Genomic DNA, 23,983 nt, shown 5'->3' with positions numbered 1-23,983 from the left:
TTTCAGATGTTTCTTTATCTGTCCATCTACGTCGTTTAATATGAAAAAAAACAAACATACCTTTTAAAGGAAAATCCTGAACTGTAATGGTTTTATGAAAACCTTTTGAAATTAATTGACGTGAATTAAATTCTTGGGGAACAGTATTCTTTTCCTCAAAATAAAGGTTCAATCGTTCTCCTACTTTTTTTGATTCCGTAAGCTCAAAATGTGCTACTAAAATCTCAGGTAAAATCATTTTTATTAAGTCTAAATATCCCTCCAAAACTTATTCTTTTTTACAAAGAAAATCATTTTAGTCTAAATTCTTCCCCAACTTTTGTGACTGATCCAAAAGGAGGACCAAAATATTTCTTTCCTCGCATTAGGAGACTCATACACTATTGGTGAGTCTGTTGATATTAATTTACGCTGGCCAAATCAACTGGTAGAAAAATTAAAGTCCCAAGATGTTTTAATTGAACCTGTAAAAATTATTGCTAAGACTGGTTGGAGAACGGATCAGTTATTATTAAGCGCTAGAACAGTATTAAATGAATCAAAATTTGATTTAGTCGCATTATTGATCGGTGTAAACAACGAGTTCCAAGGTGAAACAATTGAAAGTTTTGAAGAAAAGTTTAGAAAATGTTTAGCATTTGCAATAGCTCAAGCTAGATCAGGAGAAGCGGGTGTATTTGTTTTGAGTATTCCTGATTATGGCTTCACACCTTATGGTGCTCCCAATCAAGCTAAAATATCAGCACGAATTGATGGGTATAATAACATTTGTAAGTCTGTTTCGTTTGAATTCGGAGTGACATATTTTGATATCACGGAAATATCTAGACAAGGTTTAGTTGAAACAAAACTTGTAGCCTCTGATAATTTGCATCCATCAGGATATCAATATTCATTATGGGTGGATAAATATTATAAAAAGATTCTCGGTATGATTCAATCGAATTTGAATAATTAATTATGCGTGCATAAAATAATTACCATAAACGTTTGAGCTTTTAAATTAATAAAGTAACTTTATAAGGAATTTATTAAGTATGAAAGACAAACGATTATTGACCGAGATTTTGGGAATTGAATTCCCGATAATTATGGCACCTATGTTTTTGGTGTCAAATTCTAAAATGTTAATTGCTGCTTCAAACAATGGCATTACAGGTGCCGTTCCAGCTTTAAATTATAGAACAGACGAAGAATTTAGGGCAGCTATCAAAGAAGTTCGTGCAAAATCGACAGGTCCAATGGGCGTTAATTTGATTGTTAATAAATCGAATCCAAAAATGGAACAGCAATTAAAAACATCAGTCGAGTTGGGCGTTGACTATATCATTACATCATTGGGTTCACCAGCAGAGGTTATTAAACAATGTAAGGCAAAAGGAATTAAAGTCTTTTGTGATGTGGTGGATTTGAAATTCGCTAAAAAAGTTGAGCAATTAGGTGCTGATGCTGTGATCGCTGTGAATAAAGAAGCTGGCGGACATGCTGGACCGATGTCACGTGAAGAGTTGATACCTCTTTTAGTTGAAGAATGTAACATTCCAGTTATTTCAGCTGGAGGAGTAGGGAACAAGGCAGAATTAGACCATGTATTATCCCTTGGTGCTTGCGGAGCATCAGTAGGAAGTATTTTTATTGCAAGTGAAGAATCTGATGTGTCAGATGAGTACAAACAAGCTTGTGTCGATTACGGGGCAAAGGATATTGTTTTGAGTACAAAGGTTTCAGGTTCGCCCTGTACAGTGATTAATACACCCTATGTTCAAAAAATAGGAACGAAACAAAATTGGTTAGAAGCCATGTTAAGTAAGAACAAACGTTTGAAAAAATGGGTAAAGATGTTGACTTTTGTAAAAGGAATGAAATCGCTTGAAAAGTCAGCATTCAGTGCTACATATAAAACTGTTTGGTGTGCAGGACCGACAATTGAACATGTCAAATCAATTCGACCAATTTCAGAAATCATAAACGCTCTGGTAAAGTAGGGAAGAAGGATTAGTACATTCCATAAAAATCTTCGTAATTACCATATCCAGTATTCGTTTTAACACGTTTTCTATGTTGTAATTCGAAATATTCGATCGTTTTATGAATTGTAAGTTCTATTTCCTCTTCATTTTGTACAGCGAACCCCAACTTCTTTTCGAAATAGCCGTCGATTAACTTCTCGTCACTTATTGGTAAAAGTCCAACATAATCAATCATCCAATTTAAATTGTCATCATTCTTACGTTTAAAAAAGTAAATAAATCCCTTTTCTTTTCCATTGTCAACTTCTAATTTTTTCAAGAATACAATGGTATCTTTTTCATCATCTAAATTATTGTTGTAAAGAATAGCTTCTGCCATATCTTGCTGAGAAATATGCGCTGGGAAATATGTCAATAATTCCTCGTCTTCTAAACGGTTATAAACCCATTGTCTATAATCTAAATCATTCGCTACTTTATTAATTTTAGCAGTATCTACTGGTAGTCCTAATTGATGATGAATGATCTCTGCCTCTAATAAAAACTTATTATTTTCTATTCGATCAATATCTTTAAAAAACACATCAACATCTTCGTTCCCATTGACTTTAAAGCCACACATCAAAGTATAATAGTCCATCAATAGATTATGGTAAACACCATACTGATTAGTAAGCGTATAATCTCTATTATATTTGTCTTCTGATTTGATTTTTTTCTGCGCTGCGACCATTCGCTTTAACTCTATTTTTGCATTTCTGTAGATTGAGTTTTTTTCAGATTTGAAATTGTCAAAAGTGAATACTGAATCTAAGTATCCTTCAGCTAATAATTCTAAAACGTAAGGATTATAGTCGGCATATTGAACTAGATCTAACATTTCAGGGAAGTAATCTTTAGCTAATTCTAATGAATCGTATAGATTATCGAAGAAGTTCAATTTGCGTTGATTATTTGTGAAAGGCGGATTTTCTAGCAGTAATTTTTTAATAGCCGCGTAAGCTTCTTCTGTTTCCGTAAATGAGAAACAATGTAAAACAGCGAATTGCAGGTCGGCGTTAAAGTTGTTTTCGTCAAAAACTGAGAATAAAAAATCGTATGCTTTTTGATCTTCAACATTCCCTAAACCATGAATTAAATTCTCCCGTTGAAGAGCTTCCTGTTTTTCGTCAAATTCGAAATTGTGATATACTTCTACCAATTTTTCAATATCTTTTTCTTTAAAATCTATTGATTCGATAGATTTCATTGCATTTACCTTAAGTAAACTATCTGTCGAATTTACGTGCTCAAAGAAAACATCAGCTTTGTCTTCAAAAATATTTCTTCCAACCATGGTATCCATAGGGTTGAAAGTTTCAAAAAATGTTTGCACATATTCCGATGGACCTTTAGTCGTATCAATTAAAGCTTGTATGGTGTAAAGAACACCGTGTTGCGCAACCAATTGCGTCATTATTCCTTTTGCGCTTCCAGTATCGCTCAATAAGAACGAGAGTTGGTGTCCATTATCTAATTCTTTATGTTTTTCTCTTGACAGAATAAAATCATTGTCTTCAATAAGCTTCTTTTTTCTGTAATCCCAGAAAGCGGCTAATGAATCAGCGCCATCATAATTGTGGAATTTTGAATAACCTACATAGATGTCTTCTCCAGAACGCGGTTCGTTATGAAAATTACTTGACGTCGATCCTTTATAAGTCTCATCCTCGTCAGATTGATTATTATTTCTATAAAAATCATAACCACCACCAAAAGTTTTAGCTTCTTTCTTCTTGATTGTTTGAACAGTATAAAAACGAACAGTATCCTCGTATTCTTCGTATGGCTGGTCTAATTTATAATCCGTTAATTTAAACGAGTTAAAAAACTTTTCACCGTCCGCATCATTTGTTGTTGAGCACATCAAGTAGTATTGACCACGTTCAGTAATTAAATTGATATAAAGTGAAGATTTACGATCTGTATATTTGTCTTTTATTTTTAATTCTTGTCTGATATTAGCATACCCTTTATTCGTGCTAAAATCAGTTGATGCAATATCATATCCTAATCGCTCCGCAAATTGTTCCCCTAAATAAGCTAAGTCAAACGAATCCTCTTCAATATAATCTAGGTCGTTCAGTGTATACCTCATTGCCATATAATAATTCTTAGTTGATTGATCGTATGATTGGTAAAAAGGATCAATTCCGCTATCTTCAAGTCCTGGTATCAAGTCTTGGCCAGTAACAAGTCCTTTCATTTGCCATTCGGCACCACCAAATTCAGGTGTTACTGTCGTCCAATTAGAATGACTTGGAGCAAGGGATAATTTACTAAAAAACGATTTAGGGCCTGATTTTAGAATATAATCTTTCAATCCAAATCCTTTTAAAACTACAATCTCTGTAGGAGTGAAGAATACATTATAATTAACAAAGGCATTTTTACTCGTTTTGGTTAGAATATTATAACCTTTATATCCATTAACCTCAATATCTTCCTTTTTAATTAATTCCCCAGGTGTAGCGATATAAAGAAGACTATCTAAAGATTTTTGATAGAATTCAGGGTCTTTATTGAAAATGGGACCGAGTGTAAATTGTCTGATTACATTATAATAACCACCATTAATCGGCTCAGGGCACAAATATTCCATTCGTCCGACTTTGCCAGTTGGCATTTCATATAATTCTCCAGGTACGCTAACCTTCATAAAATCATCAATGGTTTCTTCTTCCTGAAACGGAATTGATTTGTATAAAGCTTCAAGTTTTTTTCTCATTTTATGGGACTTATTCGACGATTTAGAGGTTACGGAACGAACAGTAAAACCTTCATTTCTCAACAATTCAATCATCCCTTCATCTCCCGGTAAATGAGCGGCACCGACTCCAATGAATAAGGATTTGGAATTGACAATCGAATCAATTCTTCTCACCATATTTTTGTTTCTTTCAACAATAAAATACTTATGGTAAACCGAAGTTGGATTGTCAGTTTTACTTAGTGAGTCAATTTGATTCAAGTCGCCGCGTCTATATGCATCCTCTAATAGAACGTATTTGTGCTGTCTATCTTTTTCAAGTAATGAATTTTTAGTATTTTCTCTTTTCTTTTCCTTGTCCGGTGTCATTGATTTCACCGAAAGATCAATCACTTCATCAAGTGTTTCAAGGCTATAAATAGGTTTGGCATTTTTAGCACCCGCTTGATAGATAAACATGTCTAAAAAGGTATTCTCTTCATAATCATCGTTTCCAGGTCTATATCTGTACAAGATTTGGTTCATTAAACCATTTTTGTTTTGCAATAGATTATAGATGACAGCAGATTCAGGTGAGTTTATATTAAAAGCTTGTTGGTAAAAATCTTTACCGTATCCAAAATTTTGAGGCGTAAATGCTCCCATTTCTCGATAATCTTCCATCCAATTCGCCGGAGAAGATTCTAAAGCAATTCCCTCTGCGTTATTCAAACACAAATAGAATGAATCGCTCACATTAAAAGCTAATTTATTAGAAACATGCATCGTTCCATATAAATAACTGGGTGTGTTGAGTCCGTTCCCAGAGATTTCCCAAAGTAAACCTTGGTAACTTTTCTCTTGTGCATTTAAAAAGTTCGCTGAAGAAATAGAGATGATTAAAAATAATAGGGTTGTTATTTTCATGAGGAGGAGAATATTTTAAACGTTAAATTTAACAATGAATGATCAAAGAAAAGTCGAGATTAGATAATTGAATCAAGGAATTAAGGTTTCTTATGATTTAACAAAGCATAGTTATACATATAAAAGAATAAGTAACAATTTAAAAACTGTTACTTAGTGAAAGACCGAAGTTAATCAGCTTTTGCTTTATGTTGATTTGTTTTTTTAGGTTTCTTATTGAAAGGTTTTTTCTTGAATTGTGGTTTCGAAGGTTTTGCATTCCAATCAGGTGCAGCACCTAATTCTTCAGGAACAGCAATTTTAGGAACTTCATTCTCGATTAATTTTTCAATTTTACGCAATTTGTGAAAATCCTTAGGATTGACGAGGGTATAAGCTTCACCTTTTGTGTTGGCACGAGCCGTTCTTCCTATTCTGTGAACATAATCTTCAGCGTCATGAGGAACGTCATAATTAATTACCATACTTATTTCCTTAATGTCAATTCCACGTGACATCACATCAGTAGCAACTAGAATTCGAATTCTTTTCGCTCTAAATTGTTGTAAAACCTCTTCACGCTCAGTCTGGTTCAAATTCGAAGAGATCGTTTTCGATTGAAATCCATTTTTTCTTAAGAATTGATTGATCTGAGATACCTTAACTTTCGCAGATGTAAAAATGATGATCCCGTCATAGTCTTTTCTTTCGTCAAGAATATGTTTCAGTACAGCGTTCTTTTGATCGTCAAAAGTAATGTAAGCGCCCTGAGTAACACCTTCTGCAGGTTTTGAAACGGCTAAAGTAATCTCCATCGGGGACTTCATCGTTTTTCTTGCCAATTCCTTAATTTTAGAGGGCATTGTTGCACTAAACATTAATGTCTGAATGTTTTTAGGGAGGTAAGAAATGATTTTAGTTAAATCCTCATTAAATCCCATATCTAACATTCTGTCCGCTTCATCAAGAACCAAATGTTTAACTTGCTTAAAGTTAACATATCCCATTTTTAAATGAGATAATAATTTCCCTGGCGTTGCAACAATAATGTCTTTACCATTTTTTAGTGCATCTCTTTGTAAATCCCAGTCTTTACCGTCTCCACCTCCATATACAGCTTTAGATCCAACTGAAACAAAATAGGCTAAACCTTGAATTTGTTGTTCAATTTGGATGGCTAATTCTCTCGTTGGAACGATAATTAACGTGTTGATCGATGGATCTTTTTTACCGACTAATTTATTTAGAATAGGCAGTACAAATGCGGCAGTCTTACCTGTTCCCGTTTGTGCACATGCGATTAAATCTTTATTATCTAAAATATAAGGGATTGCTTTTTCTTGGATTGGAGTTGCATTTTCAAACCCCATATAAGACAATGCTTCAAGTAGCTCGTCTTTTAAGTTTAATTCTGTAAATTTCATAATTATCGGTTAAGATAATTACATTTTTCTGAATTTTCGGATGAAACTGATCATTTGATTAAAAAAAATGAATCAAATTCTCTGTCAATTATTTAATTTTATAAATTATGACTTCATATTTTGTAAGTTCAGCTGATTAAATGCGTCCAACAAATAAAATTAATTATGATCAAAGTAAGTATGTTATTGAATGTGTTTTTTATGGCAATATTCGGCTTAACAGCCTGTGATTCGCCTGTTGAAACAAATAAATCTGATCAAGAATTGCCATCTTTTTTAAGTGAAGAATTAAGTAAAGACGTCGATGTTTTAGAAGTTGATGAGGAGATTAACGAAGCTTATATTAAAAAGGCTTATTTCGCATCCGGTTGTTTTTGGTGTGTAGAAGCTATTTTTGAAAGTGTAAAAGGGGTAAAAGAAGTTTATAACGGATATTCAGGAGGTCATACAGATAATCCAACTTACGAAGCATCTAATACTGGTCAAACAGGACATGCTGAGGCGGTTGAAATTTTATATGATTCTACAATCGTAAGTTTCAAAGATCTTGTGGATGTTTATTTTGGTAGTCAAAATATTGAGCAAGTGAATGGACAAGGTCCTGATCATGGTAGTCAATATCGCAGCATTGCTTTTTATTCGAATAATATTGAAAAAGAGATCATCGATAAAAAGATAGTTGATTTAGAAGCTACAGGATTAAATGTTGCCAGTGAAGTCAAGCGTTTTGATAAGTTTTGGATGGGAGAGGGGTATCATCAAAATTATGAAAGACTTCATCCGAATAGTGGTTATATTCGTTCTGTCTCAATTCCAAGGTTGAATAAATTTCAGGCCAATTATCCGAATTTATTAAAGTCGAAGAGACATTAAAAAATCAATTCTTTTTCAATTTTTGTTTTCGATATTTGAGTATTTTGTGAAAAAAAACACATAATGAAAATCTCAACTAAATTTGATAGCGGTAATATCGAGGTCGTTAGCATAAATTCTAACGGTTTAATAAAACTGAATATCAGAAAAGATACGAAATCGGACTTTTTGCAATGGTTCCATTTTCGATTGACTGGAGTGATTAATCAAGCAGTTACTATTGAGATTTTAAATGCTGGGCAATCTACTTATCCTGATGGATGGGAAAATTATAATATTTGTGCTTCATACGATAGAATTGAATGGTTTAGAATTCCTACAACCTATGTGGATGGCGTTTTGAAAGTCGATTTTGAACCAACGCAAAACAGTTTGTATTTCGCATATTTCGCCCCATATTCATACGATAGACATCAAAATCTAGTGCATTCAGCAGAATTATCTGATTTATGTAAAGTTGAAGTTATTGGAGAAACGGTAGAGGGGAGGGATATCGATTTATTGGTTATTGGTGAAGAAGGTATTGGGAAAAGTGTTTGGGTAGTTGCACGTCAACACCCTGGTGAAAGTATGGCAGAGTGGTTTATTGAAGGATTAGTAGATCGTTTATTAGATAGCAATGATCCTGTTTCTAAAAAATTATTGGAGGATGTTTGTTTCTATATCATTCCGAATATGAATATTGATGGCTCTATTGCGGGAAATTTACGAGCGAATGCAGCTGGAATGAATTTAAATAGAGAATGGGCGAGTCCTTCTATCCAAAATAGTCCAGAAGTATATCATTGTCTAGCGAAGATGGATAAGACAGGGGTTGACTTATTATTGGATATTCACGGAGACGAAGCAATTCCATTCAATTTTGTGGCAGCTTCAGAAGGTATCCCAAGTTATAATTTAGAGCTAAAACAATTAGAAGAACAATTTAAGAACAATTGGATGGCGGTGAGCCCTGATTTTCAGGATGAACATAATTATGGGGCTGATAAGCCAGGAGAAGCAAATTTAACGGTCTGTTCAAATGCTGTAGCGGAAAGGTTTAATTGTCTGTCATTTACGATAGAGATGCCTTTTAAAGATAATGATGATTTACCGGATACAATTTATGGATGGTCTCCAGAACGATCAATGGTATTTGGGGAGTCAATTTTGAATCCAATTTTACATGTGTTGCCTGAACTCTAATAGAAATTTATTAATTTAGTTTTTCGTTCAATTCCTAACTGCTCAAACAAGCCAAAATGATCACAAAAAGAAAAGTGCAAATTGTTCCGCCTGAAGAATTTTCTCAACTTAAATTAACATCTCCGAAGAAAAAAGCTGTTGGTATTCCAGCATTGATTTCTTCTATGCAACATATCTCAAGAGAAATGGGATTATGGCGCGGGATAAAATTGTTGAATAAAATGAATCAAAAGGATGGGTTTGACTGTCCTGGTTGTGCTTGGCCTGATCCTGATGGTAAACGATCTAAATTAGGTGAATATTGTGAGAATGGCGTTAAAGCAATTGCCGAAGAAGCAACGATAAGTAAGGTTGGTCGTGAGTTTTTTGCTGAATATTCGGTTGAAGAATTGAGCACAAAGTCTGATTATTGGTTAGGAAAATCTGGACGTATTACAGAACCTTTTTATTTGGCTGAAGGAAGTTCGCATTATCAACCTATTTCTTGGGAAGAAGCGTTTGAAAAAATGGCGACCAAATTAAAGTCATTGAACGATCCGAATGAAGCTATTTTTTATACCTCAGGTCGAACAAGTAATGAAGCTGCTTATTTGTATCAATTATTCGTTCGTCAATTTGGAACAAATAATTTACCTGACTGCTCAAACATGTGCCACGAATCGAGTGGGGTAGGTTTAAGTGAGACTGTTGGTATTGGTAAAGGTTCAGTTACGTTAGAAGATTTATACGTTTCAGAATTGATCGTTGTGATGGGGCAGAATCCTGGAACGAATCATCCGCGAATGTTAGCAGCTTTAGAAAAATGTAAAGAGAACGGTGGAAAAATAATCAGTGTTAATCCAATTCCCGAAGCGGGGAACAACGTATTTGTTGATCCTCAGAATCCTTTGGCGATGATTAAAGGTGGAACACAATTAGATGATCATTATTTACAGGTGAAAATAAATGGAGATGTTGCATTGTTGAAAGCGATCATGATATTGATGCTTGAAGCTGAGGAGAAAAATCCTGGTACCGTTTTCGATCTTGATTTTATTGCCAATCAAACAGCTGGAATAGATGCGTTGTTGGCGGACTTAAAAGCAGCAGATTTTAACGAAGCTGTTGCTGCGAGTGGTGTAAGTGAAAAAGAAATTAGAACGGTTTCTAAATTATTCATTGAAAAAAAGAAGATAATTATTTGTTGGGCGATGGGCCTTACACAGCACGAGAATGGTGTTCAGAACATTCAAGAAGTAGTCAATATTCTTCTTTTAAAAGGAAGTATAGGGATTGAAGGTGGTGGAACTTGTCCTGTTCGAGGACACAGTAACGTTCAGGGTGATAGAACGATGAATATTTGGGAGAAACCTAAAGATGGATATATTGATAAAATTGATGCACATTTCAAAATGAAATTCCCTAGGGAGCATGGTTATGATGCTGTTGAATCGATAAAAGCATGTCATGAAAATAAAGTGAAGTTTTACTTCTTTATGGGAGGAAACTTTATTTCAGCAACCCCAGATAGTCAGTTCACTGGAGAAGCCATTCAGAATTGTGATATGACTGTTCAAGTTTCTACAAAATTGAATAGATCGCATATCGTTACTGGAAATGAGGCTTTAATTCTACCATGTATCAGTCGTTCAGAATTAGATATTCAAGCATCAGGAAAACAGTTTGTAACCATAGAGAATTCGATGGGTGTTGTACAGAAATCATACGGTAGTCTTGACAATGCATCACCAAATTTAAAAAGTGAACCTGCAATTGTCGCTACTTTAGCAAAGGCTGTTTTTGGCAATAGCCCAATTGATTGGGAGAAAATGAGAGACAATTATGACAATGTACGAGATGCAATTGAAGCAACAATAGACGGTTTTCATGATTATAATAAAAGAGTAAGAGTGCCTGGTGGATTTTATTTACCAAATTGTACAAGAGATAGAAAATTTAATACAGCTAATGGCAAAGCAAATTTTACAATAAATCCTATTCCTCAGAACAATGTTGCGGAAGGTCATTTAATTTTGATGACAATCCGTACGCACGATCAATACAATACAACCATTTATGGTATGGACGATCGTTATAGAGGTATTTTAAACGAACGTCGTGTGATTTTGATGAATAAGTCTGACATGGATGCACAAGGTTTAAAAAACGAAGAGGTTGTTCATATAAAAAGTCATTTCAGAGGAGAAGAGCGAATAGCTAATAATTTTAAAGTAATTGCTTATAATATTGCAAAAGGTTGTGCGGCGACTTATTTTCCAGAAGCGAATGTTTTAGTTCCGGTGGATAGTACAGCGAAAAAAAGTAATACCCCAGTTTCTAAATTCATTGAAATAAGTTTATTCAAATAAATTTATTATAATGGAAATGGATTCTTGATGGTTTGATCATACTTGATCGCCTGGAACATGTCGGCTTTAATTCCAATATGTAACTGAACTGACCAATTGGCTTTGAAGTCTGTAACTTCGGAATTTGTAAAAGGACCAAATTGTTGGAACTTTAAACTTGTTTCCCAGCAATGTAAATCACGCCAAATTTCAACTCTAAATTGCGGTACTTTTTTTGTGATAAGATCGAAATCTACCATATATCCTACTTTCCATTTCTCAGCGATATTAATGTCTCCGTTAAACTGGGCAGTATGCACAATTACTGCAGAATCAACATATTCTAAATTGTTGCTAATTGAAGCTCTTGTATAGCTAATATTATAGGCAATATTTAATTGCCATGGGATTTCAAAATCAATTAATCTATTGCTTGTGGCAATTTTATTATTATTGGCATTCTCTCTGGTTTTAGTATCATTCTCTTCTTGTTCTGCTCTACCTTTAGCGTTTGTAAAATTCGCATTAATAACACTCGATGCTTTTGAGAATCTTCCTAATCCATTGCCATCATTCCATGCATAGGTGCTCAGCTTAGCACCCGTTTCATTATTCCAGCTATAAGGCGTAAATGTAGCATTCGACTGGAAACTGAAAATATTAAAGAAACGAGAAGTTCTAAATGATAAATTAAAGTCACTCAAGTTAAACGAGTCCTTTAAAAAATCGTAGTTACCATTCACCGATAGGGCATCAATCAATTTCAAGGATTTGACTTCGTTGTTTAAAGTGTCTTTCTTGTTCTTACGTTTCATTTCTAATGTATTGTTTACATCGAAGTTAATTCGTCCAGAAGCTCCCGCTGAGCCTTCTCGATACTTGCTTTTATAAAAAGGAGAATAAAATTGAGTTTTACCAGTTGAGTCAATTTGAATTTCTTCAAACAGGCCAATATCTGGAGATAAAGTAAAGCTAACATTCGGTGATGCTACATGTCTAAATCTTGTTTCTGAAGGACCAACAAGTTGATAATAACCGTAGAAGTTAGAACTCACACGACCAGATAACGCAACATTTCTAGAACTTCTGAATCCATTTGAAGAAGTCGTGTCAATTTTTTGAAGATCCTCATTCCAAGTCAAATCTTCAGATTGAAAATTCCATAACTCATTATAAGTTAAAGCAGGTGTCAAAGTAAAACGACCTTTTAATACATTTAAATTGGATTGCAATCCAACATTATGTTTAATTCCATTCGCTGCATAATCCCCAATCTGATTAAATTCGTCGGCAGTAAATATACTATCTGGTGCTAAAATGGAATTCTCTGCATTTAAACTGTAGTTAACAGTAATATTCTCGTACCATTTTTTACCAATAGCACTTCCTCTTAATACTCCTAAATCGAATCTGTTGACGGTTAAGTTATAGCTAGGTAACTGAATTGTGTAGTTCCCGCTCTGTGTATTTTGTTGCAAAGAAGACTTTAAGGTCATAGCGCCATTAAAACGATTTGTATTCCAGCCTTTGGTTAAGTTAATGCTCGAGTTGAAAGTATTGTTAAAGTAATCTTCGTTGATTAGGTCTAATGTCGTTTTAGAACTATTATCAGAAACATAATTAATATTCGTTGAGAATTTGATAGAAGGATGTGATTTAGCATCTTGATTGTGCGTCCACTTTAAAGTAAGTTTATTACTAATGTTTTGGGCATAGAACTTTCCTCTTAACTGTTCGAATTTAAGGCCGAAATTACCTCTGTATTTATATTTTTGATAATAATTGGTTTCGTTTCGTATCCCCCAACGTCCACTCGTGAAGACAGTTCCATAAAAATATGTTTCCCAATATTCACCAAGTGGAATATAATATCCAAGGTCAGTGATACCAAAACCGTAAGAATCGTAACTATTAAAAGAAAAGTCAGGAATGATAATTCCAGCTTTTTTTGTTTCAGAATTAGGAAAAAAGCCAAATGGCGCAGCTAAAGGTAATGGTACACGCAAAATTTGCATATAAACTGGTCCAGTAATAATTCTTTTATCTGGAACGACAATTGCACGTGTTAATTTAAAATGATAATGCGGTTTTTCATTCGAACAAGTCGTGAATTTACCATCTCTGAAATGAATTTCTTCATTGGGTTGAACTTTAGATTCTGCCATGTGAATATAACCTTCACCTTGCTGCATTCTAACTTCTTTTACAAAACCTTTTTTTGTGTCGAAATTGTATTTAATATAATCACATTCGCTTTGTTCTCCACCAGCAGTAAATAACGGTTTTCCAAAAGGATTTCCGAGGCTATCAATGCCATACGTGGCAGTTACCTCATTCTTCTGAATGTCTATCTCTATTAGTTCAGACAACAATTCAATGTCTTCATAGTTCACTTTCGCATCACCATATAAACGAACAATCTGGTTCGGGATATCTGCCACGATAGAATCCTTAGCTTCGTAAAAAACAGGCGCATTTAATCCGCTTGATTGAACGGAAGCTTGTTCCTGCGCATAGATTTTAAATGATGTAGTGTTGATGATTATCAACAAACTCAAATTGAAAACTAACCTTATGTATTTGTTTAAATGCAAACTTTGGTCTTAACTTTGTATAGTAGGTTTAAAAAGATCAACAAATCTATAACAATTAGATCAAATGAAGATACAGGCTTATAACAAATCGAACTTAATTATATTGTGTTTGTTAACGTTTTTTATAAATTCGGCTCACGCTCAGTTAGATGATGCATTGCATGGAATTAAAAAAGTGGTAATAGATCCTGGGCATGGAGGGCAAGATCCAGGTTGTCACGGTAGTCATTCTAAAGAGAAAGAGGTTACTTTGGCCATTGGACTTAAATTGGGGGCTTTCATTGAAAAGAACTATCCTGATGTGGAAGTGATATATACGCGGAAGACGGATATTTTTATCGAATTGGACGAGCGTGCTAAAATTGCCAATACCAATAAAGCAGATCTTTTTATCTGTATTCATGCGAATGCAGGGCCTTCGACTGCGGTAGGTGCAGAAACGTATGTTTTAGGTTTACATAAGACAGAAGCGCAACGAGCGATTGCTGAAAGAGAAAACTCTGCGATCGAATTCGAAAAGGATAGTGATATTAAATATGAGAAACTCTCTGCTGACGCTATTATTGCGAGACAATTGCAATTGAGTGTTTTCTTAAACCACTCAATTGAATTTGCAGCAAGGGTTCAAAACGAATTCACTAAATTAGGTAGAGCGAGTAGAGGAGTCAGACAGGCTGGGTTTTTGGTGCTATATAAAACAACGATGCCAAGTGTCTTAATTGAAACTGGCTTTCTTACGAATAAAGAAGAGGAGTTATTTCTGAGCGATACAAGTAATCAGACAAAGATGGCAAACTCTATTTTTACAGCATTTGAAGATTATAAGGTTTATTACGAGACAGCTGATCAATCTACACATTTAAATACTAGCGAACCAGTAGATTTTGGTGGGGAAGACTTGACGGTGGATGCTGAAGAAGTATTATTTAGAGTGCAGATATCAACCTCTTCAAGTCCTTTAAAAACAAGCGATCCACAGTTTTTAGGAATGGATGTTTGGTCGTATGAAAATAATAACTTGTTTAAATATACCGTTGGCCTATTTAATAGTTTTGATGAAGCGAACAAATTGAAACAACAAATGAGAGAAAAAGGATTTGAAAACGCCTTTGTTGTTGCCTTTTCAGGAGGAGAAAGAATGAACATTGAAAAAGCAATTAAAATGACTCAAAATTAAATTCAATCGGATTTTTTCCATTATTTTAGCGAATTGAGTGAAATAATATTGGTAATAAACAGAATTAACAATATACCATTGCTTTAGAATATGTTTTGAGAAATCATAGTATTCATAGGCTTGATAATTAATAACAATGAAAGTATCAAAAGAATTTAAAGTAGGATTATTAGTCATTTTAGGCATATTCTTATTGCTCTTGGGGGTGAACTTTTTGAAGGGGAGCTCGCTTTTTGGTAAGAATAGAGTTTTTCATACTGTATTTACAAATTCATCAGGATTACAAGTTTCGAACGAAGTTCAATTAAATGGATTGAAAATTGGACAAGTTTCAAGTGTTGGATTGCATCCTGAAAATCCGAACATAATATTGGTGAGTTATACTTTGAATGATAACGAATTACAAATTACTAATTCATCCGTAATTGAATTAATTAGTTCTGATATTTTAGGAACTAAAGCATTAGATTTAAAATTAGATATAACACCTCGAAATGAGTTCGCTTATTTTGAAAATGGAGATACTATTCCTGGAACAATCGCAAAATCATTAGAAACGCAGATTAGTGAAGAGTTATTACCATTAAAAAAGAAAACGGAAGAGTTAATCAAGTCGGTTGAGTCTATCATCGTTTCTGTGAATGCATTTTGGGATACTAGTGCTGCTTACACCATTGATGAAGGTTTAGATGAAGCAAGGTATGCAATTGCTAAATTCGGTGATCTTGCGAATAACTTGAGTTACTTGATTAAAAAAGAAACAGACAGAGTTGATGTTATTCTAAGTAGTGTTGGAGGTATTACTGAAAACTTATCTAATAAGTCTGAACAAATTAGTGGTATCATCAACAATCTTGAAGCAATCACAGCAAGCGTCGCAGATGCTGATTTAAAACCATTGGTTGGAAACCTGTCAACTACTTTGGTTGAGTTGAACGAATTATTAACAAGTGTGAATCAAGGTGAAGGAACTATAGGTGCTTTATTACATACCGATTCCTTGCACAATGAATTGGTTAATACTAATTTAGCGATACAAAGTCTATTAGAAGATATGCAACGTAATCCGAATAAATACGTTCATTTTTCTCTGTTAGGTAGAAAAGTTAAAGGTGTTCAATTATCGCAGCCAGAAGAAGATAAATTGAGAGAGATATTGAAGTAAACCATTCGCTAAGTTTAAGATGATATAAAAGTGTTTTTATGACAATAAGTAATATAATATTTATAATCGTTTTTTTAGGAGCATTGGCCTTTTTTGGATTTAAGGTCAAGCAAATAATCGCTAACATTAAATTGGGGAAAGCTGAAAACAGATTTGATCGAAAGTCAGAAAGACTAAAAACGATGCTTCGAGTTGCGCTCGGCCAATCTAAAATGCGGGCTAGACCAATTGCTGCTATTTTGCACATGTTCATCTATGTTGCATTTATGATCACTCAAATTGAATTAATTGAGATCATTATTGATGGTGCGACAGGTTCACATCGAATTTTCCAGCCTATGTTGGGTGGTTTGTACACCTTTACAATCAGTTTAATTGAAGTTTTATCGCTATTAGCCTTAGTCGCAACGATTGCATTTTTGTCGAGAAGGAATCTAATCAAATTACCACGCTTTGTAAAAAGTGAAATGAATGGTTGGCCTAAATTAGATGGTAATATCATCTTATATCTTGAGTTTGTTTTAGTGATTTGTATCTTCACAATGAATGGGGCAGACGAAGTTTTGCATGTTAGATCTGGACATGAATCTTATGGTTTTGCAATTTCATCGTGGATGGGGCCAATGTTTTTCGGTGGTATGGAAACAACTACTCTAATCATTCTTGAAAGAGTAGGATGGTGGGGACATATCATCATGGTTTTAACTTTTTTATGTTATTTACCTTTCTCAAAACATTTACATATTATTTGGGCTTTTCCGAATACCTATTTTTCAAAATTGCGTCCAATGGGGCAATTTACAAATATGGAAAGTGTTACGAATGAGGTGAAATTAATGATGGATCCGAATGCTGACCCTTATGCTGTTCCCGCTGTCGACCCTGATGCTGTTCCTCAAAAATTTGGAGCAAAAGATGTTGAAGACTTGAGTTGGGTAAATATATTGAATGCCTATACTTGTACTGAATGTGGGCGATGTACATCTGAGTGTCCTGCGAATATTACAGGTAAAAAATTATCACCGCGTAAAATTATGATGGACGTTCGTGATAGAGCGGAAGAAGTAGGTGCAGGTAAAAGAAAAGAAGGAGATAAGTTTAATGATGGTAAATCGTTATTAGGAGATTTTATCACTGAAGAAGAGATTTGGGCTTGTACTAGCTGTAATGCATGTGTTCAAGCTTGTCCTGTGAATATTGATCCATTAGAAATAATTATGGATTTAAGAAGGTATTTGGTAATGGAAGAATCTAAGATGCCATCAGAATTGGCAACAATGAACACCAATATTGAGAATAACCAAGCGCCTTGGCAATTTTCACCATCAGACAGATTTAAATGGAAAGATGAAGCATAAATTGATAAAAGCAACTGATGGGGATCATAACCTTTCTCCAATTTTGCCTGAAGAGGTTAAAAACTATTTAATTGATATAGACGGTACCATTTGTGATGATATTCCTAATGAAGAGCCTGAAAGAATGGCTACTGCGAAGTTATATCCGGATGCATTAGAAACATTAAATAAATGGTTCGACCAAGGTCATATTATTACCTTTTTTACTTCTAGAATAGAAGAACATAGAGCAGTGACTGAGGAATGGTTGAATAAGCATGGTTTTAAATATCATAGCATGGTGATGGGGAAACCAAGAGGAGGAAATTATCATTGGGTTGATAATCATATTGTGAAAGCAACACGCTATAACGGTAAGTTTACTGATTTGATTAAAATTAATTCAGAAATTGAAGTATTTAAAGATAAATAATTGTTTTTTTAAGACATTAATATAAATTATTATGGGAGAATTGAGGGTGCCAACAATGGCGGAATTAGCAGCGAAAGGTCAACAACCTGACGTTTTATTCTGGGTAGGTTGTGCTGGTAGTTTTGACGATCGAGCAAAAAAAATAACAAAAGCCTTAGTCAAAATATTGAATAAGTGTGATGTTAATTTTGCTGTACTAGGTGCAGAAGAGTCTTGTACAGGTGATCCTGCCAAAAGAGCTGGAAATGAATTCTTGTTCCAGATGCAAGCAATGATGAATATTCAAGTATTGGACGGTTACGAAATAAAAAAAATTGTGACGGCTTGTCCTCATTGTTTTAATACACTGAAAAATGAATATCCAGGATTGGGTGGGAAATATGAAGTGATACACCACACTCAGTTAATTCAAGATTTATTCGATTCTGGAAAATTAACTGTTGAAGGCGGAACGTTTAAAGGAAAGAAAATAACTTTCCATGATCCTTGTTATTTAGGTAGAGCGAATGGTGTTTATGAAGCACCACGTGAAATTCTAAGTAAGCTTGATGCGGAATTGGTAGAGATGAAAAGGTGTAAAGCTAAAGGACTTTGTTGTGGAGCAGGGGGAGCACAAATGTTTAAAGAAGCTGAAAAAGGCGATAAAGAAATTAACGTTGAGCGAACAGAAGAGGCATTAAAAACGAATCCTAATATTATTGCTACTGGTTGTCCTTTTTGTAATACAATGATGACTGATGGTGTTAAAAACTTTAATAAGGAAAATGACGTTCAAGTATTAGATATCGCTGAAATGATTGCTAATGCTGCCGATTTATAGTAAATAACTATATTTAACAAAACTTTTAACTATGAAAAACGCTATTAATTTTATACTAATTGCATCTTTAATTCTATTTGTAGGTTGTAAAAAACCCGGCTGTACTGATGAGGCAGCTGAAAATTTTAAGCCTGTAGCCAAAAAAGATGATGGTACTTGTATTTATCCTCCTGCGGATAAAAGAATTACATACCTTGGAGATTATGTAATGGTTGATTCTCTATTTGCAGGTCCTGATTTTGTAGAAGTAAGAAAATATACCTTAAATGTGAAAATTGATGAAGGTGTTCCAGAAAGTCCAGAAATTTTATTGTCAAATATTTGGGGACAAACAATCGTCGTTAAAGCAGAGTTAACAGGAAATGTTTTTAATATTCCTAATCAAGAATATGAAGATAATCGCTTCGTAACAGGTAAAGGTCAGTTTATTGGCACTAAAATTTCTTTCACAACAGAAAGTGCTGGAGGAACATCTAAGGCTGTTGGTTACAGATAAGCTTCAGTTTTAAAATTAGAATATCCTGATACCCAATCTTATTTCAAGGTGGAGTATTAGAATTTCACCCATAGTCCTGCAACTCAAGAATTCTTCGTTTTTGTGATAAACACTAAGTTCCTTTCTTAGTAGGGTTACGTTTTCTTTTGTTGAAAGCGTATCATTTTTCATTCTTCTAAGAATACTTTTTGTTCGTTGCTTTTCGGAAAGATATCTCTTTTTTAATGCTGCTCGTTCTTGTTGTTTATATTGATCAGCAGTTTCATTTGATAATAATTCTTGCGCCAATTTAACTAAACTGATATTGTCTTTATAGAATTGAGGTAAATACATGTTTATTCGACCTTCATATGTTTGCTGGTCAAAATCCATCGCTCTTAATCGGTATTGAATATTGTCAAAATCCTGGTTGATTTCAACAACAAAATTATAGGCACGCATATCACCTAATAATTGAGTAAAGCATCGCTCGTTAAATTTGACAAATTCTTTCGCAAGTCTCAAACGATTTTCGACTTTTCGTTTTGCATGTTTTTTAATGAAATCATCACAAGGAACACCAATAACATGTTCTTCAATCAATGTGTTTTCGTGCACCAAATAGTTCATTTTATTCGGTGAAAAAATATGTTCAATTTCTAAACCATAAATTCGTGAAGCATCTGCTTTTTTTATATAATAATAATCGTGGTTGTCATTTATTTCATTCACAATCTTAATTCTAAACGGTTGTGAATTGCCATAAGTACAGAAGTCTACGCTACCAACTTTTATGTAGGCGGTTGGAGCACCATCAGCATAAAGTTTTTCATACAATAAAATTAAACTGTGATAAATTTGTTCCATATCACTCGGTTGAAATAATACAGCATTCCATAAAGTCGAATTCCCATTATCATCGGTAATCGGCAAGATGTCGCTATGATGAAGAAGATCTTCGTATGCAATTGGAAAAACATCTAAACGCGAATATTGTCGCAAGTGATCACGCAAAGGCTTCTTTATCTTATAAAATGGTTTTTTATATTTTATCTGATTGAATTTCATATGGAATAATATACTTATTATTTATCTGATCTAAATTGAAATTGTTATAATTTATTCTCTTAAATAGAGCGCTTAAAAATTGACTTAAGCAAAAGCATTGATTCTTATATAAATAATAATTAACTTTAAAAATCAGTTCTGATTAAATGAAAGGTTAAATCTATAAAAGAATACGCGATTAATTTTATTATTCGAATGTTATTCTTATCATTTCTATCAAATTGTTTGTGTCTTAAATCTTAAGAACTTTATAATGAAAAAATATAAAGGCTTGAGGATTGATTTACATTTCCCGGTAGGGATGAATTTTAAAGATTTATGAGAAAAATACTATTGCTTACACTATTTAATTTATGTTTTGTTCAGTTTTCTTCAGCACAATGTGATGAAACAGCAGAGGATAAAATTCTTCTATTGGGAGATAGCTGGGCTTTTTTTATGCATGTTGATGGTACTTTAAATACTATTGAAGAAAAATGGGGGCATTCTAATTATAGCTATTATAGTTCTCCGACATTGTCAGTGAATGGTGCGAGAACAGAAGATTTTTTAACTCCCACTAAAATGACAGAAATTGAAAATACCTTAATTGCTAATCCGCAATTCAAAGCAGTTCATTTAAGTATTGGAGGAAATGATGTTTTAGGATCGTGGACAGTGGATTTTACACCAGAACAAAGTGACTCTTTAAAAAGTAAAGTTTATGACCGTATTGTTTCAATTATAGACTTTATACATGGTGTTCGTCCTGAAATTCAAGTGATTTGGAGTGGTTATATGTATCCTAATTTCGAAGAAGTAATCGCCGAATTCGCTCCTTTAGAGACTTCTCATCCCTTTTACGGGAATTGGGAAGGTATGGGGTTTCCATCTTTTGAAGAATTGAATACTATTTTATCAGATTTTTCAAATGATCTTGAAGTATTAGTCGCAGGAGATCCCCTCATTTCTTTTGTGTCTGCTCCAGCTTTAATGCAGAAATATTATGGACAGGAATTGCCCTTAGAAGTGGCGCCGTTTGGAACTTATTCGGCGGGTTTTCAACCTCTTCCAGCTGGAGATATTACTTATCCATCGCCGAAAGTTTCAATGCGGGATTATGGTTTAGCAAGAGACTGCTTTCATTTATCGGCTGAAGGATTCGAAATAATGATGGATTATCAATTTCAAAAGATTTATCATAAATTATTAATGGATGATCTTTATTTATTCCCAGAAGGAGAAGGAATTTCAGGTACTATTTTTAATGATAGTACAGGTTCTGTTTTTACTGTTGGTGATGAAGGGATCGGCAAACAAGTAACGTTATTATCATTCAATACCGCTGAGATTACTGATACAGTGATTGACCAAGCCTCAATATTTTTAAGAAGAAAAAATTTGTCAGGCGTTCGACCTTTTACCTCTATGGTAAATGTTCGTTTTAAAAATGGCTACTTTGGAACAAGTGAGGCAATTGAATTAGAAGATAAAGACGAAGCCGGTGATTTAAGTAGTGATCTATGTGTTTTTGGTAAAAATGATACAGAAGGTGATTGGTTACGGATTGATTTAGATCCAGAAATGATTGCTATGATTTCGAATACTGAAAATTTTCAAGTTATAATAGAAGCCAATGCGGCGGGTGAGGACAATATTATAGAATTTAGTGATTTATTAGATGAGGAATTTGCTCCAGTTTTAAATTTACAATACAAAGGAATCAACTTGTCAATTTCAGAAAACGAATTGACGCAAGAAAAAAATAGGATTCAACTTTTCCCCAACCCAACCCAAGGTGTCTTATATTTCAATGCACATGGAGAAGAAGTTAAAAGTATTTCAATCCTTAATTTGGCAGGCCAATCAATAATGCATGAAGAAATTAATTCGAATTCGATTGATTTATCGGCAATTCCACAAGGAGTTTATTTCTTCAAGGTAGAGACGATTAACGGAGTGTTTGTTGAACAATTTGTTAAACAATAAAACTTTTTTTGTTTTCATTGTAACTTTATTCTCGTTCAAGTGTCTTATAAGTATGTGGGAAACAATAGCTAAGGAACTCCCACTTTTTTAGTTCTATTTTTTTTATGAGTAAGCGTGTTTAAGAAATAGTAAACTTTTTCAAAAAACCGCATTTGGTCAACGGACCGAATGCGGTTTTTCTTTTTTTTAAACTCTTTCTATAATTGTAGCATAACCTTGTCCAACTCCTATGCACATTGTTACAAGCGCATATCGTTTATTTGTTTTCGCTAATTCAATAGCAGCAGTCTGTAAAATTCTACCACCAGACATTCCTAGAGGATGACCAATTGCAATTCCACCACCATTAGGATTGATACGTGGGTCATTGTCAGCAATTCCCAACTTTCTTGTACAAGCAAGAACTTGAGCCGCAAATGCTTCGTTGATTTCAATGATATCCATATCATCAATTGTTAGTCCAGCTCGCTTTAACGCCTTTTCTGAAGCGTAAACTGGACCGATACCCATTATTCTTGGTTCGACTCCTGCAACTGCAGCTGAAACAATTCTAGCCATAGGCTTAAAACTATTTCGAATGACAGCCTCTTCTGAACCTATTAATAATGCAACTGCTCCATCGTTTAAACCTGAAGCGTTACCAGCAGTAACTGATCCACCTTCTCTTTTGAAAGCGGGTCTTAATTTCCCTAATATTTCAAGTGTTGTAGTTGGCTTGATAAATTCATCCTGATCAAAAATAATTGGATCTTTTTTTCTTTGTGGAATTTCAACAGCTACAATCTCTTCTTTAAATCTGCCTGAAGCTTGCGCTTTTGTCGCTTTCATTTGACTATTAAAAGCAAATAAATCTTGATCTTCTCTTGAAATACCATACAATTCAACCAAATTCTCAGCTGTATTTCCCATACCATCGGTACCAAACATTTCTTTCATTTTTGGGTTGATAAATCTCCAACCAAAACTTGAATCATGCATTTCTGCATCACGACCGAATGGGGTAGAGGCCTTGGAAATAACCCATGGTCCTCTTGTCATATTTTCTACACCGCCAGAAATATATAAATCACCAGCGCCATCTTTGATTGCACGCGCTGCATTAATTGTAGATGCCATACCAGAAGCACATAATCTGTTTACTGTTTCACCACCTGCTGTAAAAGGTATTCCAGCTAATAATGAACTCATACGTGCAACATTCCTATTGTCTTCACCTGCTTGATTGGCACATCCAAAAATTACATCCTCAATTTCTTTAGGATCTAAAGAAGAATTTCGTTCAAGCAGTGCTTTCATTACTACCGCTCCTAAATCATCTGTTCGAACTGGAGCTAATGTTCCACCGAAATTTCCAACTGCTGTTCTAATTGCGTCAATTATAAATATATCTTTCATTTATTGTTCTTAAGTTTGAATTGTAAATTTAATAAGATTATATTGAATCGTAATTTACGATGGACGAAAAGGTAAATGTATATTTGCTTAATCATGCATAATATAAATTAAGAATGATTAATAATGACAATGAATAAT

Annotated in this window: 18 protein-coding genes; 12 read left to right on the top strand and 6 right to left on the bottom strand. The window is 34.0% G+C overall.

Annotated features, from left to right (window positions below; translation table 11 throughout):
* Positions 1–265: ISAon1 family transposase N-terminal region protein (locus tag T367_RS0103890; protein WP_027418676.1), on the bottom strand; the 265-nt coding region annotated here is incomplete at its 3' end.
* Between the two features lie 60 nt (positions 266–325).
* On the opposite strand from T367_RS0103890, the gene T367_RS24470 reads away from it, so the two are divergent.
* Both T367_RS24470 and T367_RS0103880 read left to right on the top strand, forming a co-directional pair.
* Positions 326–958, top strand: a complete 633-nt coding sequence (locus T367_RS24470) for an SGNH/GDSL hydrolase family protein (protein WP_211252681.1) — start codon at positions 326–328, stop codon at positions 956–958.
* Between the two features lie 79 nt (positions 959–1,037).
* Entirely contained in the window at positions 1,038–1,985 is a 948-nt protein-coding gene (locus T367_RS0103880; protein WP_027418675.1) for an NAD(P)H-dependent flavin oxidoreductase, read from the top strand.
* A gap of 10 nt (positions 1,986–1,995) precedes the next feature.
* Here T367_RS0103880 and T367_RS0103875 read toward each other — a convergent pair whose 3' ends face one another.
* Positions 1,996–5,625 (bottom strand): TraB/GumN family protein, encoded by a 3,630-nt coding sequence (locus tag T367_RS0103875; RefSeq protein ID WP_027418674.1) that lies wholly within the window; start codon positions 5,623–5,625, stop codon positions 1,996–1,998.
* Between the two features lie 170 nt (positions 5,626–5,795).
* On the bottom strand, positions 5,796–7,028 hold the full coding sequence (locus T367_RS0103870; RefSeq protein WP_027418673.1) for a DEAD/DEAH box helicase: 1,233 nt from the start codon (positions 7,026–7,028) through the stop codon (positions 5,796–5,798).
* A gap of 165 nt (positions 7,029–7,193) precedes the next feature.
* Between T367_RS0103870 and msrA the strand changes: the two genes are divergently transcribed.
* The 3 genes from msrA (at position 7,194) to T367_RS0103855 (ending at position 11,434) form a co-directional block, all read left to right on the top strand.
* On the top strand, positions 7,194–7,901 hold the full coding sequence (gene msrA, locus T367_RS0103865; RefSeq protein ID WP_027418672.1) for a peptide-methionine (S)-S-oxide reductase MsrA: 708 nt from the start codon (positions 7,194–7,196) through the stop codon (positions 7,899–7,901).
* A gap of 63 nt (positions 7,902–7,964) precedes the next feature.
* A complete protein-coding gene (locus T367_RS0103860; protein ID WP_027418671.1) occupies positions 7,965–9,086 on the top strand; it encodes a M14 family metallopeptidase in 1,122 nt (373 codons plus the stop codon).
* A 56-nt stretch (positions 9,087–9,142) separates the two neighbouring features.
* On the top strand, positions 9,143–11,434 hold the full coding sequence (locus T367_RS0103855; protein WP_027418670.1) for an FdhF/YdeP family oxidoreductase: 2,292 nt from the start codon (positions 9,143–9,145) through the stop codon (positions 11,432–11,434).
* A gap of 5 nt (positions 11,435–11,439) precedes the next feature.
* Here the strand turns inward: T367_RS0103855 and T367_RS0103850 are convergent, their stop codons facing one another.
* Complete coding sequence (locus T367_RS0103850) at positions 11,440–13,971, bottom strand: putative LPS assembly protein LptD (protein ID WP_157454115.1); 2,532 nt, start codon at positions 13,969–13,971, stop codon at positions 11,440–11,442.
* A 100-nt stretch (positions 13,972–14,071) separates the two neighbouring features.
* Between T367_RS0103850 and T367_RS0103845 the strand changes: the two genes are divergently transcribed.
* The 6 genes from T367_RS0103845 to T367_RS0103820 all read left to right on the top strand — a co-directional run bounded on the left by T367_RS0103845 (position 14,072) and on the right by T367_RS0103820 (position 19,435).
* A complete protein-coding gene (locus tag T367_RS0103845) occupies positions 14,072–15,184 on the top strand; it encodes an N-acetylmuramoyl-L-alanine amidase (RefSeq protein ID WP_027418668.1) in 1,113 nt (370 codons plus the stop codon).
* Between the two features lie 136 nt (positions 15,185–15,320).
* On the top strand, positions 15,321–16,349 hold the full coding sequence (locus T367_RS0103840; RefSeq protein ID WP_027418667.1) for an MlaD family protein: 1,029 nt from the start codon (positions 15,321–15,323) through the stop codon (positions 16,347–16,349).
* 38 nt (positions 16,350–16,387) lie between these two features.
* Complete coding sequence (locus T367_RS0103835; RefSeq protein ID WP_035842302.1) at positions 16,388–17,707, top strand: (Fe-S)-binding protein; 1,320 nt, start codon at positions 16,388–16,390, stop codon at positions 17,705–17,707.
* Positions 17,697–18,119 (top strand): LNS2 domain-containing protein, encoded by a 423-nt coding sequence (locus T367_RS0103830; protein WP_027418665.1) that lies wholly within the window; start codon positions 17,697–17,699, stop codon positions 18,117–18,119. Before T367_RS0103835 ends, T367_RS0103830 begins: the two co-directional genes overlap by 11 nt.
* A 31-nt stretch (positions 18,120–18,150) precedes the next feature.
* Positions 18,151–18,939, top strand: coding sequence for a (Fe-S)-binding protein (locus T367_RS0103825; protein WP_027418664.1), 789 nt, complete (start codon positions 18,151–18,153; stop codon positions 18,937–18,939).
* A gap of 31 nt (positions 18,940–18,970) precedes the next feature.
* Positions 18,971–19,435 carry a hypothetical protein gene (locus tag T367_RS0103820; protein WP_027418663.1) on the top strand — a complete coding sequence of 155 codons (465 nt, stop codon included), beginning with the start codon at positions 18,971–18,973 and terminating at the stop codon, positions 19,433–19,435.
* A gap of 15 nt (positions 19,436–19,450) precedes the next feature.
* On the opposite strand, the gene T367_RS0103815 is transcribed toward T367_RS0103820, so the two are convergent.
* Positions 19,451–20,482, bottom strand: a complete 1,032-nt coding sequence (locus T367_RS0103815; RefSeq protein WP_027418662.1) for a hypothetical protein — start codon at positions 20,480–20,482, stop codon at positions 19,451–19,453.
* A 318-nt stretch (positions 20,483–20,800) separates the two neighbouring features.
* On the opposite strand from T367_RS0103815, the gene T367_RS0103810 reads away from it, so the two are divergent.
* Positions 20,801–22,450: a T9SS type A sorting domain-containing protein gene (locus T367_RS0103810; RefSeq protein WP_027418661.1), complete on the top strand. Its 1,650-nt coding sequence runs from the start codon at positions 20,801–20,803 to the stop codon at positions 22,448–22,450.
* Positions 22,451–22,636: 186 nt separating this feature from the next.
* On the opposite strand, the gene T367_RS0103805 is transcribed toward T367_RS0103810, so the two are convergent.
* On the bottom strand, positions 22,637–23,845 hold the full coding sequence (locus T367_RS0103805; protein WP_027418660.1) for a 3-oxoadipyl-CoA thiolase: 1,209 nt from the start codon (positions 23,843–23,845) through the stop codon (positions 22,637–22,639).
* Positions 23,846–23,983: the final 138 nt, after the last annotated feature.

It is taken from the genome of Crocinitomix catalasitica ATCC 23190 (genome assembly GCF_000621625.1).
GTDB classification, from domain to species: domain Bacteria; phylum Bacteroidota; class Bacteroidia; order Flavobacteriales_D; family Crocinitomicaceae; genus Crocinitomix; species Crocinitomix catalasitica.
This window is presented reverse-complemented; position numbering and strand designations above follow the sequence as displayed.